The sequence below is a fragment of the Coleofasciculus sp. D1-CHI-01 genome (assembly GCF_040218875.1).
In the GTDB taxonomy this organism is placed as follows: Bacteria; Cyanobacteriota; Cyanobacteriia; order Cyanobacteriales; family Coleofasciculaceae; genus Coleofasciculus.
This window is the reverse complement of the sequence record NZ_JAVJQP010000142.1, coordinates 21,980-36,980: the sequence shown is the minus strand read 5'-3', so window position 1 is coordinate 36,980 and position 15,001 is coordinate 21,980. Positions and strand designations below refer to the sequence as shown.

14 protein-coding genes and 2 pseudogenes are annotated in these 15,001 nt (G+C 45.6%); 6 read left to right on the top strand and 10 right to left on the bottom strand.

The annotated features are described in order from the left end of the window. Both RIB93_RS25285 and murG read right to left on the bottom strand, forming a co-directional pair. Window positions 1-176: pseudogene (locus tag RIB93_RS25285) on the bottom strand (IS1634 family transposase); the annotation flags it as partial. A gap of 182 nt (window positions 177-358) precedes the next feature. Beyond that, window positions 359-1,426 carry an undecaprenyldiphospho-muramoylpentapeptide beta-N-acetylglucosaminyltransferase gene (gene murG, locus RIB93_RS25280; protein WP_446376841.1) on the bottom strand — a complete coding sequence of 356 codons (1,068 nt, stop codon included), beginning with the start codon at window positions 1,424-1,426 and terminating at the stop codon, window positions 359-361. On the opposite strand from murG, the gene RIB93_RS25275 reads away from it, so the two are divergent. Together RIB93_RS25275 and RIB93_RS25270 are read left to right on the top strand one after the other, a co-directional pair. Then, window positions 1,416-2,498 carry a nuclear transport factor 2 family protein gene (locus RIB93_RS25275; RefSeq protein ID WP_446376839.1) on the top strand — a complete coding sequence of 361 codons (1,083 nt, stop codon included), beginning with the start codon at window positions 1,416-1,418 and terminating at the stop codon, window positions 2,496-2,498. The genes murG and RIB93_RS25275 overlap by 11 nt on opposite strands. A gap of 192 nt (window positions 2,499-2,690) precedes the next feature. Continuing rightward, a complete protein-coding gene (locus RIB93_RS25270) occupies window positions 2,691-4,169 on the top strand; it encodes a CoA-acylating methylmalonate-semialdehyde dehydrogenase (RefSeq protein WP_446376837.1) in 1,479 nt (492 codons plus the stop codon). 165 nt (window positions 4,170-4,334) lie between these two features. On the opposite strand, the gene RIB93_RS25265 is transcribed toward RIB93_RS25270, so the two are convergent. From RIB93_RS25265 to RIB93_RS25255, 3 genes and pseudogenes are all read right to left on the bottom strand, one after another. Beyond that, the gene (locus RIB93_RS25265) at window positions 4,335-4,730 is read right to left on the bottom strand and encodes an ACP S-malonyltransferase (protein ID WP_446376835.1); all 396 of its coding nucleotides are present in this window, start codon (window positions 4,728-4,730) and stop codon (window positions 4,335-4,337) included. After that, window positions 4,727-5,101 carry a DUF433 domain-containing protein gene (locus RIB93_RS25260; RefSeq protein ID WP_446376833.1) on the bottom strand — a complete coding sequence of 125 codons (375 nt, stop codon included), beginning with the start codon at window positions 5,099-5,101 and terminating at the stop codon, window positions 4,727-4,729. The genes RIB93_RS25265 and RIB93_RS25260 overlap by 4 nt, the downstream gene beginning before the upstream one ends. A gap of 173 nt (window positions 5,102-5,274) precedes the next feature. After that, window positions 5,275-5,445: pseudogene (locus RIB93_RS25255) on the bottom strand (nSTAND3 domain-containing NTPase); the annotation flags it as partial. Window positions 5,446-5,499: 54 nt separating this feature from the next. On the opposite strand from RIB93_RS25255, the gene RIB93_RS25250 reads away from it, so the two are divergent. Continuing rightward, window positions 5,500-5,802: an MgtC/SapB family protein gene (locus RIB93_RS25250; RefSeq protein ID WP_446376831.1), complete on the top strand. Its 303-nt coding sequence runs from the start codon at window positions 5,500-5,502 to the stop codon at window positions 5,800-5,802. A 256-nt stretch (window positions 5,803-6,058) separates the two neighbouring features. On the opposite strand, the gene RIB93_RS25245 is transcribed toward RIB93_RS25250, so the two are convergent. Continuing rightward, window positions 6,059-6,973, bottom strand: coding sequence for a hypothetical protein (locus RIB93_RS25245; RefSeq protein WP_446376829.1), 915 nt, complete (start codon window positions 6,971-6,973; stop codon window positions 6,059-6,061). Window positions 6,974-7,261: 288 nt separating this feature from the next. Between RIB93_RS25245 and RIB93_RS25240 the strand changes: the two genes are divergently transcribed. Together RIB93_RS25240 and RIB93_RS25235 are read left to right on the top strand one after the other, a co-directional pair. Beyond that, window positions 7,262-8,089, top strand: a complete 828-nt coding sequence (locus tag RIB93_RS25240) for a hypothetical protein (RefSeq protein WP_446376827.1) — start codon at window positions 7,262-7,264, stop codon at window positions 8,087-8,089. A 133-nt stretch (window positions 8,090-8,222) separates the two neighbouring features. Then, the gene (locus RIB93_RS25235) at window positions 8,223-8,978 is read left to right on the top strand and encodes a histidine kinase (RefSeq protein ID WP_446376825.1); all 756 of its coding nucleotides are present in this window, start codon (window positions 8,223-8,225) and stop codon (window positions 8,976-8,978) included. Window positions 8,979-9,140: 162 nt separating this feature from the next. Here RIB93_RS25235 and RIB93_RS25230 read toward each other — a convergent pair whose 3' ends face one another. The 4 genes from RIB93_RS25230 to RIB93_RS25215 all read right to left on the bottom strand — a co-directional run bounded on the left by RIB93_RS25230 (window position 9,141) and on the right by RIB93_RS25215 (window position 13,798). Further along, window positions 9,141-10,247 carry an alpha-hydroxy acid oxidase gene (locus RIB93_RS25230; RefSeq protein WP_446376823.1) on the bottom strand — a complete coding sequence of 369 codons (1,107 nt, stop codon included), beginning with the start codon at window positions 10,245-10,247 and terminating at the stop codon, window positions 9,141-9,143. Window positions 10,248-10,471: 224 nt separating this feature from the next. After that, a complete protein-coding gene (locus RIB93_RS25225; RefSeq protein WP_446376821.1) occupies window positions 10,472-12,298 on the bottom strand; it encodes a protein kinase domain-containing protein in 1,827 nt (608 codons plus the stop codon). 360 nt (window positions 12,299-12,658) lie between these two features. Beyond that, window positions 12,659-13,108, bottom strand: coding sequence for an aspartyl protease family protein (locus tag RIB93_RS25220; protein ID WP_446376819.1), 450 nt, complete (start codon window positions 13,106-13,108; stop codon window positions 12,659-12,661). Between the two features lie 291 nt (window positions 13,109-13,399). Beyond that, on the bottom strand, window positions 13,400-13,798 hold the full coding sequence (locus RIB93_RS25215) for a DoxX family protein (protein WP_446376817.1): 399 nt from the start codon (window positions 13,796-13,798) through the stop codon (window positions 13,400-13,402). 273 nt (window positions 13,799-14,071) lie between these two features. Between RIB93_RS25215 and RIB93_RS25210 the strand changes: the two genes are divergently transcribed. Continuing rightward, on the top strand, window positions 14,072-14,788 hold the full coding sequence (locus tag RIB93_RS25210) for a response regulator transcription factor (protein WP_446376815.1): 717 nt from the start codon (window positions 14,072-14,074) through the stop codon (window positions 14,786-14,788). Window positions 14,789-15,001 lie beyond the last annotated feature (213 nt).

The following is a 15,001-nucleotide window of genomic DNA, read 5'->3' as shown; positions in this document are numbered from 1 at the left end:
ATTAAACCTTCTTCTGGATTGGCTAATTCTCCATAGTTATAATTATACTCCCCATGCAGGTGAAATGATGTAATATCTGCATGATTAAATTTTACTTCTATCTTAAATGTCTTCGTTAAGGCGATTGCTATTTCTAGAAAGAGTTGAGTCAATCCATATTTATAGAGTTCATCCATAGAATTGTTAGAGTCGCTGATTTTGTCGAGGTAAAATTTTTATGCCTTCCTAATGCTGTCCGTCAAGATCTGCGGAATGTAGGTTAAACCTCGCCCCATACCTGGGACACTTCGACGACAGATGTCAAACCTGCGTAGGCAGGTTTCGTTTGTGTAGTTGCGGTTTTAACCGCCAAGCTATCTTATTTTTTCTCCACCATCCGACGCACCAACGTCCCTAATTGCTCCGCACTATCTGTCACCGCTAATGATGCCGTTTTTTCTGACATTTGCTGGAGAATGTCCGGAGATTTGAGCAAATAGGATACCTTACTTTCGAGTAATTCGGGACTGAGTTCAGATTGCGGAAAAACCAGAGCAGCTCCCTTTTGGGCAAAACTAGCGGCATTAAAGCTTTGGTGATCTTCTGCGGCGTAAGGATAAGGAATTAAAATAGCTGGTGTTCCGGTTATCGCCAATTCTGTTAACGAACCCGCACCCGCCCGACTAATCGCTAAATTCGCCCGTTGCAATAGGGCAGCCATGTTGTTGTAAAATGGCAGTTCAATATAGTGAGGATGCTCTAAAGTGGAAGCGTCTGGGTCTTTTTCTCCGGTTAAATGGACTATCCAAGCACCCATTTCAAACCAAGTCTTAGCGCATTGACGCACGAGTTGATTCACACTCACCGCCCCTTGGGAACCGCCAACCACGACAATTAAGGGTACATCGTCAGGAATCGGTAAGTCTAACGGCTGAGGCTTATAGAAATCACCTCGAACCGGTGTCCCCACGGTGACGGTGTGGGCTTTGGGTAAATACTTAGAGGCGGCGTCAAATCCTAGCGCCACCTGATCGCAGAAAGGACTCAGCCAGCGGGTGACTTTTCCGGGAATGGCGTTGGATTCATGTAGAATAACAGGCAATCCCTGTAACCGCGCGGCGACGATCGCAGGTCCAGCAATATAACCGCCTGTGGTAAACAGAGCATCGAATTTCCGAGTTTGGATCAGTCGTCGCACCTGCCGGATGGAACCCACAAGACGTCCAAAAACGCGAACCGTATTTAGTCCCAAGGGTTTCTGAAAGCCTTCAACCGAAATCGTGTGCAGGGGGTAGTGTTGGGGAATCACCGATTGTTCAACACGGTTCGGTACGCCCAGCCACTCAATTTGATACTCTGGTAACTGTTGAGCTAACGCCAGCGCCGGAAATAAGTGTCCTCCTGTGCCACTGGCAGCAATCAATAAGCGAATTGGAGTGTCAGCCAAGGTCGTTGTTCCTCCTAAAGGCGACTCTTATGTCGAGTTAAAATCGAAAATTGGCAGTAAATTGGCGAATATACCATCTTATCTGTCCAATTGGAAGCCAATTTCTTTATATAAACTATTTCCTACGATGCCCCTAATGCACAATCCGGTCAATATGTTTCGTCGCGTTTCCCGTTCCTTGAGCGTACTTTTCACGGGATATAGAAAACCTCTCTCCAAACCTCTCTCCTGCAAGGAGAGAGGCTTTGAATTATCCCCAGGGTGTGAAAAGTCAGGTTCCTTGAGCGCGAAAACCAAGGCGTATTCCCTGAATGGGTCAATGATTTTGTTCTTCGCCCTGGGTTTAACCCTGGGATGGGCAACGGCGGCAAAAGCCGAAGATCCCGCAACCGCTCCACCTCAGCTCAAAGAACTCCTGGCGCAAATCGATGCAGCAGCAAATCGCCGGGATGTGCAGGGTGTGATGCAGTTCTATAGCCAGGATTTTAAACATTCTGACGGTTTGACTCACGCCCAGATGGAGGAAGCCCTGAAGCAACTGTGGGAACGCTATCCTCAATTGACGTATCGCACCGAGTTACAGTCTTGGGAAAATCAAGGGGATGGGATTGTGGCACAAACAGTCACCACGGTAACTGGAACTCAGCCCAACGACGGTACAATGGTGAAACTCGAATCCATGTTGCGATCGCGCCAACGTTACGAAAATCAAAAAATCGTCTCCTCGGAAATTTTGGCAGAACGTTCCCAACTGACGTCTGGCGTCAATCCCCCCAACCTACAAGTGATTTTACCCGAACAGGTGCGTATTGGTCAGTCGTTTAATTTTGATGCGATTGTCCAAGAACCCCTAGGGGATAATCTACTATTGGGAACAGCCTTAGAAGAACCGATCAATGGCGATCGCTACAGCCAACCTAGTGACTTTGAATTGGATTTACTATCCGCAGGTGGAATTTTTAAAGTGGGACGAGCGCCCTTAACTCCCCAGGATCGCTGGATTTCAGCCGTTTTGATTCGCGGTGATGGGATGACGATGATTACTCGACGCTTAAATGTGGTTGATCGGTAATTTGTCATTCGTCATTTGTCATTGGTCATTTGTACAGTCGGGGCGGGTTTAGTTACATCTGGGTGTAACCGAAAAGATAGTAGTGAAACCCGCCCCTACATAATCTCCCTTATCTCCCTCATCTTCCCCATCTCCCAGACGTGCCATGGCACGTCTCTACAACCCTAACTCGCCCATTTTGGAGAACCAACGGTGCATCTAAAAAATCTGTTACCGAACTATATCAATGGCAAATGGTGTCCCTCCAGCGCCACGGAATCGCTTCAGGTGGTTAATCCGGCTACGGTTGATATTTTAGCCCAAGTCCCGTTATCGCCTCAAGATGATGTAGACGCAGCGGTGGAGGCGGCGGCGGTTGCGTTCTCCGATTGGCGGCGGATTCCCCCACCAACCCGAGTCCAATATCTGTTTAAACTTAAGGTTTTATTAGACGAGAATTTGGACGAATTAGCCCGCACAATTACCTTGGAATGCGGTAAAACCTTAAAGGAATCAAAAGCTGAATTACGACGGGCAATTGAAAATGTGGAAGTCGCCTGTGGAATTCCGATGCTAATGCAGGGATATAACCTGGAAGATGTTGCCCGAGGGATTGATGAAATGATGATTCGTCAACCTGTGGGAGTGACAGCGATTATTTCGCCGTTCAATTTTCCGGGTATGATTCCCTTCTGGTTTCTACCTTATGCGATCGCCTGTGGGAATACCTGTATCGTTAAACCTTCGGAAAAAGTCCCGTTGACGATGCAAAAGGTGTTTGAGTTATTAGAAGCGACGGGATTACCTAAAGGGGTAGTCAATCTGGTGAATGGGGCAAAAACCGTGGTGGATGCGATTTTAGAACACCCCACAATTCGCGCCATTAGTTTTGTCGGATCATCTCCTGTGGCACAGTATGTATACAGCAAAGGAGCCGCCCACGGCAAGCGGGTGCAATGTCAAGGAGGGGCGAAAAATCCCCTGATTGTCCTCCCGGATGCAGATATGGAAATGACCACCCGAATTGCTGCCGATAGTGCCTTTGGCTGTGCCGGACAACGGTGTCTGGCGGCGTCTGTGGCGGTTACGGTGGGGGAAGCACGGCATAGTTTTACTGATGCGATCGCGTCGGCGGCTCAAACTCGTGTCGTTGGCTATGGCTTGGATGAAGGGGTGGAAATGGGACCGGTGATTAGCCGTGATAGTCAAACCCGGATTGAAGGATTGATTCAACAGGGTGCTGATGAAGGCGCAAAGGTATTAGTAGACGGGCGCAAGGTCAAGATTTCCGGCTATGAGCAAGGGAATTTCATTCGACCCACAATTTTGCAAAATGTCAACCCTGACAGTTCTCTATCTCAAACTGAAATATTTGGTCCCGTGTTGAGTTTAATGCATTTGGACACCATTGAAGACGCGATCGCATTAGTGAACGGGGGTCAATGGGGGAATATGGCATGTTTATTTACCACCAGTGGTGCCGCCGCACGACAGTTTCGTTATGAAGCCGAAGCGGGGAATATTGGGATTAATATTGGCGTAGCTGCACCGATGGCATTCTTTCCTTTTAGTGGTTGGAAAAATAGTTTTTATGGGGATTTACATGGACAGGGGCGACAGGCTGTGGAGTTTTTTACTCAAACAAAAGTGGTGGTAGAACGCTGGTTTAAAGATTGGTCACGTCAGTTCTAAATGAACCTCCAATGAATGATGATCAAGTAATCCTGGCGACTGGAAATCAGAGCAAAATTGTCAAAATTGTAGGGTGTGTTAGCGTTCGCGCAACGTTCCCGTTCGCGCAGCGTTCCCGAAGGGTAGGGTAGCGTAACGCACCAGATTTAGGTTGTAGAGGCGTGGTCATGGAATAAAGATGCGACCTACTCCCATCCAGTTTTCGATATCAAGCACAATCTCCAGAATACGGTCAACACAACGATTTCGATAGGCTCGATCTGCTAAAAATCGATCAGTGTCTCCAATCGTCATCACAGGGAGTGAATTTACTGTGTTTTCCTCCCGCAGAACTTGCTCGAGTGAATTTTCACCCTTCATGCTCCGATTGGCTGTCAGCAGAATCATTTGATTTGCCTGAGCTGTTCTCCAAACAATTCGATCATTGCTGTCAATCGATAGATTGATCTCCTTGAAGGTAACAAAACGAATTGGAAGTAACTCCAACCAGCCTTGACTGGCAAGATTTCCCAATAGAATCTCTGCATGTCCTCCTAGATTGTGATCAATGAGGAAAATCATACTTCTAGTTGATGTCTAGTTTTCTGTTGTTGGAGTTTTGCCCAAAGAATTTCGCGACCTGCTTTTGGCGGCATTGTGGCAACACGAGCCGCATGTTCACGATTACGCTCCTGCCAATACCGCCGATTTTCTTCAGCCTGTTTCAGGACAATTTGATACTCGGTTTCAACTTCAAGGCGATTTGCTTCAATATAGGATAAGGCAGCGTTAATTTGCTCATCTGTCAGATAAAGTAGAGAGCAGATAAACTTTGGTGGATATTGAGCCGTGAGGTAGTCCATCACGTCGTAGAGTGTAATGCGTGTGCCTGAAATGGTCAATCCACGTTCTGTGCGGATGATTTTTGGTTGCGGATTCTTCGCTAAAGTCATATCGTCACCTCACGAAAACTGCCTCTATTTTAGAGTAGCCAATAGTAGTTATTGTACCAAGATAAGATCCAACAGTATCAACGCCGCCAGTTCTTGAATGTTGGGGCATTTTACCAACAGTGAGTTCTCGATAATCTGGGGCGAAGTCTATATCTCTTTCACATAGGCTTTAACTAAAGCTTTAACGGCGAACAGCGATGATCCGTTATCGGTTGGATATAATCGAAATTATCTTTAATTTGTTCGACGAGTTTTCTAGCGATGGTGGTTTTGCCGATACCCGGTAATCCAAAGATAGTGACAATGCGGATTTTTTCTTGGAGTATCCACTGTTTCAGGGTGGTTAGTTCTGTGGTGCGGTTGTAGACGCGATCGCACTCCGGTGCTTCGGTTAAATCGTGGCGTTTTTTACGCTGATACCCATATTAATTGGTGTTGCTGAACAAAGCGCAGACGCACTTCCTCGCGTGATTCAAGGCATTGTAGGTGGCGTAGGATTTTTAGGTGCAGGAGTGATCGTACAAGAATCTCAGCCGCAGCGACAAGGATATAGAATTCGGGGACTGACTACGGCGGCGGTTTGGGTGTCATCAGGGTTGGGAGTTGCGGCAGGGTGTGGGTTATGGGGTTTGAGTTTAATTTCTGCTCTATTTATTTTACTGATTTTGAGACTGTTTAAAAAAATTGAGCCGAGTAGATAAAGTGTTGATTGAGTCAGAGCAGTTGGTGAATTGTAGGGGCGGGTTTAGGGACTCAATTCAGATATCTACCAATAAATGTTAAACAAAACCCGCCCTCTCCACGGGTTAAGCTGTCATGCATTTAAATTGGGTATTAGTAGCGAGCAAGATGCAAAGCCTGCGGCATGGCTTCGCTAAACGCACACCAACGATTTCGCAATTCTTGACATTAAGTTTAAATGCCGAACAGCTTATCAATGCCTTCAAACGTAAGGGATTAAAACATTCCGTCAAAACCCCAAACCGATGAACCCATATTTTCATCATCTGTCCCTAAAATTATTCCTCCGGCTGTACCCGGTACGAGTTCAATCGCTTCTACTTTATGATAATTCAAGCGATAAATAGGAACCAATGCCTGATTTTGACGAAATACGATAAGATTATCCTGTAAACTCAAACCACCCGCCACGTAAACGGCAGATTGGAAGGGTCCATCGTTACCGTTATCTGAAGCCGAGGTAATGTAAACAATACCAGCCGAATCAACCTTGAGATCCGAAATATGGCGAACATTACTCCCTGGAAACGGGACGGTTAAACCGGCTGAACCTTGAGGCGTAATCTCATTAGTTTCCAAGTCCAAAACTCCCCAGTACAGGACTCCGGGTTCTTCATTGTTACCTCGATGCGCCCAAACCGCGAACAGCTTGTCCTCAATTTGTTGTAAGGCAAATCCTTCTAGGTTCGTTCCTTCAGGCAGATTTGGCAAATTAAATACGTTTAAAATAGATACATCCTGATGATTGCCACTGAGCCGGAAATGATAGACTGTTCCCGAACTGGTTAACGCCATAAATGTGGGTTCTGATTGTCCTGGAACAGCCGTGAGTGCTTCTAAATCTATAGGTAAGGGTTGATTTGACCAGTTGATCGGCAAATATTCAGGGGCTTGTTTGTCGGTAACCTTGATCATCGCCAAACGCCCTTCCCCTACCCGTTTATTATCATGAACGATTAGAAACGAAGTGGAATCCTTTTGTTGTTCGAGGAGTACCATGCCACTAATCCCAAACAGGATACTACCACGCACCGGACGCCAGGGTTGTGCCTGAACGGGTTTGGTAAATGGCGCAACCGCTAGGGTAACGCCTAAAATGACAGTTAGAGCTAGGGTGTTGAGTGTTTGCATTCCGATCATTATGGCAGAAATCAATGACACCCTCAATTTACCCCTGTGCCTATCCTGAAAAGGAATAACTGCTCAAGCTTCCGGAATACTCTGCAATTAGTCAGAGGGAAAAAGTCACTCTCTTGATAGATTCGCAAAGGACTGTTTAGAGCGAATGTAGGTTAGTGCAATAAGTAAAACGCTAAAAATAACGTTTTACAACGCCTCCATCTAACCGTCAACGAGTTAGAGGGTTGAGTTGGCTGCGATAATCAGCAGCAACTTTCGTTCTAGAAATAGGAATAATACATGTTGAATCAAGGAGACTCCGTCCCCTTATGGACTAAACGAACAGGGACTTACTTAGGCGCGATCGCATTCGCTCTAGCTGCTTTGCTGCTTCCTGGCTGCACTACTGATAATGAGGAAATTCAGGAGGGAAAAACTAACGTTACCACCGAGGAGGTTGCTGAAAATACTGAAGACATTATCGGAAAAGAGGTCACGATTAGAAACAAAATTGAACAAGAAGTCGGAGATCTTGGCTATGTCGTACAGGCGAACGAGTTGGGCGGCGAATCGATCCTGATCCTGAACGCGACTCAAGCCCCCTTCCTTCCTCCAGAAGGTCTAGAGATGCCGATTCAAGTAACGGGTGAAGTCGTGCAATTGGTGATTGCCGATATCGAAACCGAATACGGTGTAGAGTTAGGTGACGAATATATCGAGTATGAAGACAAACCCGCTATTATCGCTGAATCCCTCGCCCTTGCACCGACTCCTCAAGACTTAGCGGAAGCACCCGCCGGTTATTTCGACAAAGTTATTGCTGTCGAAGGTGATGTTAGAGAGGTTTACTCTCCCAGTTCCCTCTCTCTATTTGAAGATGGTTGGATAGATGATATCGGCGTTCTAGTAATTGGTGTCAATCGCAATCTTAAAGCTGAGGATAGCGTTGTTCAAGACGGTGAAAGAGTCACCGTGACGGGTGTAGCGCGTCAGTTTGATCCGAAGCTGTTGCAGGATTCTGACCTCGGTTGGGACGCAGAAAAGATTAAGGAGTTTGGGTCTAGATATACAGACCGACCCGTTATCGTAGCCGAAGATATTTTTCCTTCTGCTGTGGATAACAAATAAGACTTTCGTCTGGAAAGATGAATGGTGACATGAGTTGTTTGGCTTCTGTCTTTCATTCAGAAAGCTTTAGTCAAAACAAAAAAAAGGGCTAACTCAAGCCTAACGTTGTTTAATTTATTCAAAGGAAACAGTAATGTTAGAAAAAGAAAAATTTGTACCCGAAACCCGTGACTACAAACGTGTTGTTGGTATTTTCCCCAAGCGTGAAGATCTGCAAGATACGATCCAAGCGCTCAAAGATGCGAATTTTGATATGGAGAGAGTCTCTCTCCTAGCACGGAATATCGAAGATGTGGAAGGTGCCAAGGAAATTACCGAAAGACAAGGAAATGAAGCCAAAGAAGGAGCCGGTATAGGTGCGACTACGGGTACTCTTCTTGGTGGTGTCGGTGGCTTCTTGATTGGTGTCGGTGTACTGGCGATTCCAGGTGTCGGTCCAATCCTCGCCGCTGGAGCAGAGATAGGGGCGTTAGGATCAACCTTAGCCGGAGCCGGAGTTGGTGCAGCAACAGGCGGTATTGTTGGCGCTTTGATTGGTCTGGGTATTCCGGAAGAAAAAGCCAAGGTGTACAATGAGCGCGTCAAAGCTGGCGACTATTTGTTGATGGTTAGCGGCAGTGAAGAGAAAGTAGAACATGCTGCCTCAATTATGCGCGATCGCCATGCAGAAGAATTAGAAATCTTTGAGGCACCTGAACAGGTTGAACATGAGCATGAAGAAAACGTTCACCTGAAAGAAGAACATGTAGAAACACATGTAGAACAAAAGCCTGTGTCAACGGTTAAGCAGCCAAGGACAAATGATCGAGAAGTTGTTGAAGCTCATGATCTAGAAGGCGATAATGACCCGGACGTTGTTATTGTTGATAAGCGTAACACAGTTCGATAAGTCGGCTCAATAGTCTTACCAACCTAACCTTCAACCCCTTCCCTCTCGTAGGGAAGGAGAATAAGTTTGTCTATTGATGATTTAACCTACTTTTGATTCTTCCGTTTTGAGTAAGCTGTCACGCATTTAAATTGGGTATAGGTAGTGAGCAAGATGCTCACACTACAAGGATTGTGTGAGTAAACTCTGATCAATATCCTCGACTTTGGCACAACCACTCAACGCCATTGCTACATCCAACTCATCGCGCAACAACTCTAAGACATGCTGCACGCCAGCTTCTCCCGCCACCGCTAATCCCCACAACACCGGACGCCCCACCAGTACCGCTTTCGCCCCTAATGCTAAGGCTTTGAGGACATCTGTGCCACGGCGAATCCCTCCATCCATGAGGATATCAACCTTATCGCCGACAGCCGCGACAACATCAGGAAGCGCATCAATTGACGCGATCGCACTATCTAATTGTCTACCGCCATGATTGGAGACAATCACCGCCTTTGCCCCATGTTCTACTGCCCGCAGTGCATCATCCCCCCGTAAAATTCCTTTAACAATAATTGGTAATTTTGTCAAGGACTGCAACCATTCCAAATCCTGCCATGTCAAGCTGGGGTCAAGCTGTTGGACAAAATAGGCAAATAACCCGGATTCGCCGACTGTTTCCGGAATATCGCGATGGACTAAATTTGCCAACTGCATACCCATGGGTAAGGTAAACTGATTGCGTTTATCCTTTTCTCGACACCCTAAAACAGGCGCATCTACAGTGAAACAAAGGGCGCTATACCCTGCGGCTTCCGCCCGTTCAACTAAGTCTTGAGTCAAAGCGCGATCGCGATGCATATAGAGTTGAAACCATAATGGAGAATGACTATCTGTCTGAGAGTCTGACTGCACCTGTTTGGATGTCAATGCTACCTCTTCTAACGGTTGAGTGGATAGGGTACTCAACACCATCGCTGAACCCACTTTAGCCGCTGCCTTTGCTGTCACGATTTCCCCTTCTGGATGTGCCAGACATTGAAATGCCATCGGCGCAATTAGAATCGGTAGGGAGAGAGATTGCCCTAAAACTGTTGTACTTAAATCACGCTGACTGACATCAACTAACATTCGGGGACGAAGTTTGATTTTCTCAAACGCAGTCCGATTATCGCGCAACGTTACTTCATCCCAAGCGCCACTGGCGTAATAATCTAGCGCCATGCGAGATAACTGCTGATGCGCTAATGATTCGTACTCGAAAAGATTGATGGGTTGAGTCATATTATAAGGGAACAGGTAGATGAGGAAGATGGGAGTTGTAGGGGTTTGGTCTCCAAACCCCATTTCTTATGTAGGGGCGGGTTTCACGACTATCGTTTGAAATGGTGCGTTACGCTTTGCTAACGCACCCTACACCCGCCCCGACTAAATGACAAATGACAAATGACAAATGACAAATGACGTAGCTTGCTTCTCGCGAAAGCGAGTATGACAAATGACCTTACTTACCAAACACGCCAAATTTTAATCGTTTTATCACAACTCCCACTCGCCAAAGTTTGTCCATCGGGGCTAAATGCCACAACTTGAACGATGTCCGTATGTCCTTCGAGAGTACAACATTCTTGTGCAGTTGCAACATCCCAAATTCTAATGGTGTTATCACCACCGCAACTGGCGAGGAGACGCCCATCGGGACTAAAGGCGAGGGAACGCACTTGGGGAAAATTTCCCTGAATCAGGGACATTTGAGTCAGAGTGCGAATATCCCATAACCGAATCGTCGCGTCTGAACTGCCACTGGCTAGAATCATACTATCAGGACTAAACGCGATCGCATCAACGGAATTGATATGTCCGGCTAGAGTTCCCAGCTTTTGCCAGTGGGGAACGTACCACAGTTTAATGGTTCGATAGCCACTTCCACTCGCCAAGATTTGTCCATCGGGACTAAAGGCGACACAATTAAATCCACTGGAACGACTCGATAAAACCTGTATCGTTTTCAACGTGTGACTCTGGCAAATCCGAATGTTGTTATCTCTACCGCAACTCGCCAACAGACGTTTCTTGGGGTTAAATGCGACTGAATCAACGCCACCATTATGACTTTTTACACTAACCCGTTGTTTCCCAGTTTTTACCTGCCATAATCTTAGAGTTTCATCCCGACTTCCACTGACTAGATATTTTCCATCCTGGCTAAATGCCAGACAAGTTATCTCCTTACTATGGTTCCCAGAAAACCATCCCCCAAATGTACGAATTTCCCATGCCATACTCACTTGCCACAGTTTAATGGTTTTATCAACACTACCACTAGCCAGACTTTTTTTATCGGGGCTGAAGGCTATTGTCGAGATTTCCCCCGAATGACCGCGAATTGTATTGACCAGCGAAGCATTAACCTTTACGAGTTGAGATAGGTTTGTTGGTTGAATCGTTACCTGATTGGTTCCCAAGTGATGGAAATCTTGGAGAACTTGCTCAACCGATTGATATCGCTGTTTCATCAACGGATCAATCATTTTGTCCAGAAGTTCAGCCAAGTCTTGACTGACGGGGTTATTGACTAAATACTGTCGCCAGATAAACCCACTTTCTAGCGGTTCATATAAATCAAAGGGCTGCATCTGGGTTAACAAGTGAATGCAGGTAACGCCCAAACTATAGATATCGCTAGCGAAGACGGCTTTACCAAAGGTTTGTTCTGGTGCAGCATATCCAGCAGAACCAATGGTTGTCCCAGTTTTGGCTAACATTGTCCAAGTCGCATATTTTGCCGCCCCGAAATCGACGATAACTAATTTATTATCGCGACGCCGCCGGATAATATTTTCTGGTTTAATATCTCGATGAATGACGTTTCCTTGATGAATAAATTTTAGTACGGGGAGTAAGTCACTCAGCAGAGAGCGAAGCTGTTTTTCGGAAAATGCACCGAGTTGGGCTAACTCTTGATTCAGATTCTCTCCATCAATAAATTCTTGGACAATGTACTGACAATTATTTTGCTCAAAATAGGCTAAGAATGCAGGGATTTGGGGATGGTTGCCTAATTCTTGCAAGCGTTCCGCTTCTTGATGAAATAATTGGGCAGCTTTGGGGGAATTGTTTTGTCTTTGGGGATAAAATTGTTTGATGGCACAGTAAGGGTTTGAAGGGTGAGATTCATCCTCAGCTAACAGGGTTCTACCTAATCCCCCAGCACCTAGAAGCCGAAGCGGACGATATCGTTCTGCTACTATAAGTTTTGTGCCACACGTTGGGCAGAAGTTTTGAGTGGTTGAGTTTTCAGGGTTTGGGCAGTTTGGGTTAATACAGTAACTCAAGGGTATAAAGGGTGGGGTAAATTAACTTTCATTGGTCATTGGTCATTGGTCATTGGTCATTTGTCATTGGTCATTCGTCATGTGGAAAAATCAACATCAAACCTAACCCCCCAGCCCCCTTCCCACCCCCCTCGTTCCCCCCTGGGAGGAGGGAAGACAAAGGATGCTTCGCTTTTTTTTGCACGGAAGGGGGAGAATTCAAAGCCTCTCCAAATAAAAAAATATATTCCGCTTCCCTCTCCTTGTAGGAGAGGGCTAGGGAGAGGTTCGGAAAGAGGTTTGGAGAGAGGTTTTCCAGATCCCGTGAAAAGTAAGGAAACCCAACTGATGTTTTCAAGCTTTTCAATTAATTATAGATTCTTACAAAATTGTCAAATAGGTATCGGTTGGACTGATGGGTAACGGCTTTAAAGTTTGATTTTGTACATCGATGTCTAAACCCAATGCTTCTAACGGTATCACGCCCAAAAGCCCATCTGCACCACCAGGTGATTCCAAACACTCGAAGGTTCCTTCCCGCCCAAATATAGAAAGAGTGGCATCTCGGAAAATTCGGGCTTTGCCAATACCCATGGCTGTCGCAACATCGACTTCTTTGAGAAGTTTTAGTCCCAGTGAAGCAATTGCATCTGATGGCAAACACAAAGTCGTGGCTCCTGTGTCTACCAATACATTTTCCAGCGTGAGTGACCGAATTTGTTCAGGTAAAATTGTTCCATCTTCTGCCCGAATTTGGTCAGCTCGGTTAATAATTGTCAATTGGGTGAAAACTTTTCCCATTGTGTTTTGGCTTTGAATTGGCATAGTCACCTCCTCAGCGGAGTTATTTTGCCCTTAATTTTAACAGATATTGAAGTGCGATCGTGTTTTTTTCGCATCAATTAATATCCGATAATTTGTCATACATTTAAATTCGGTATGAGTAGCGATGAATTTGGTATGGGTAGCGATAAATTCAGTATGAGTAGCGATAAATTCGGTATGAGTAGCGAGCAAGATGCTCGCACTACAAAAAAAATGCCCTTATTTTATTAAGGTTAAAATGCCGAACAGCTTGCACCTCCTTTCTCTTCCCCAGTTTATGCGAATCAAGTGACCAAGCTATTTTGCCGACTGCATAGAAGAGGATTCGCTGCGCTGATCCAAACTAATCTCACCTGCACCAAATGCAACAACCATTAATAATCCGCCCATTAAGCCTAAATTCTTGAAAAAGGCATTTTCTTCTTCAGGAAACTGGGTGTGAAAAATTAAGGTAGCGGGAATTAAAAAGCCAATCAATAATAAAGCTCCCCAACGGGCTTTGTAGCCCAATAAAACCGAGAGTCCGCCACCAACTAATACAATAATAGTAGGAACGAGAACGATACCCGCAAAAGGAATTCCGCTAGCAGCCATATACTCTTGAGTGCCAGCGAAACCGAAAATTTTACTAATCCCCGACTTGATAAAAATAGCGGAGAGGAAAATCCGAGCGACTAAAGGGAGGTACTTTTGCATAGCGGTTCCTGTGTTGATGGATAACTGTTCTACCCTTCAGGGTACAAGGTTCTGGAAGTCTAGAGACGCCTAGCCTAAGGGTAGCAATTACGGGAGTGCGATCGCGCTTTAGCTTCCAGGGTAAGCTAAGATGCATTGCAATGCCTGATTTCCCCTTAGACACCCAAACCCTCGACATACCGTAGGGTGGGTTTCGACTTCGCTCAACCCACCAGCCCTCAGTCAGTGCCATTCATCCTCAGATAAGTACCTGGACATAAATTATGATTGATAATGAGTAAAATTAGAGTCGTTTTAATTGAAGACCATGAACTCACTCGCATAGGCTTCCGAACCGCTTTACAAGAGAGTCATGAGATTGAATGGGTAGGTGAAGCCGCCAATGGTGCTGATGGGTTAAGCTTACTTGAAACAGTTAAACCAGATATTGGCATTGTTGACATTGGACTTCCTGACACGGATGGTATCGAGTTAACTCGACGCTTTCAAAAGATTAACGAAAATCAGCCCGGTTGTTCGACAAAAATTTTAATTTTAACTTTAGAGGAAAATGAAGAAGCGGTCATGGCGGCATTGGCAGCCGGGGCGAGTTCCTATTGCATGAAAACGATTAATTTTGAGCAGCTATTAAATGCGATTAAACGGACTCATAGAGGCGATGTTTGGCTTGATCCCGGAATTGCTAAAATTGTTCTAAAACATAGTAGTTTAACTCAGGCTCAACCTGAGATAGCACCCACCCAAGAAACAGTACCGATTCAGGATTATATTAGCAAACCCAGTCAACTGATAGCGGCTTGTCCTTTAACTGAACAGGAGTTAGCGGTTTTGCAGTTCATTATTGAAGGGTATGATAATAACGTGATTGCTAAACAGTTAGATATGTCAACGGAAAAAGTGCAACACTATGTTCAAAATGTTTTGGATAAACTGCGAGGTGATGATCGCACGCAATCAGCAGTGCAGGCGTTTCGGTCTGGGTTGATGTAGTGTCAGAATCTGGACAGATGCTTCACTGCGTCGATAAAAGGAACATTGAAATGCAAAGGTTTAAGCCTTTATCGGTTCAAAACCAGCAAAATAGCGAGCGAGACAGGCAAAATAGCGAGCGAGACAGGCAAAATAGCGAGCGAGACAGGCAAAATAGCGAGCGAGACGCTCGCACTACGGCGATTCTATGAAAGCCTTTTGCCTTTTGTCTTC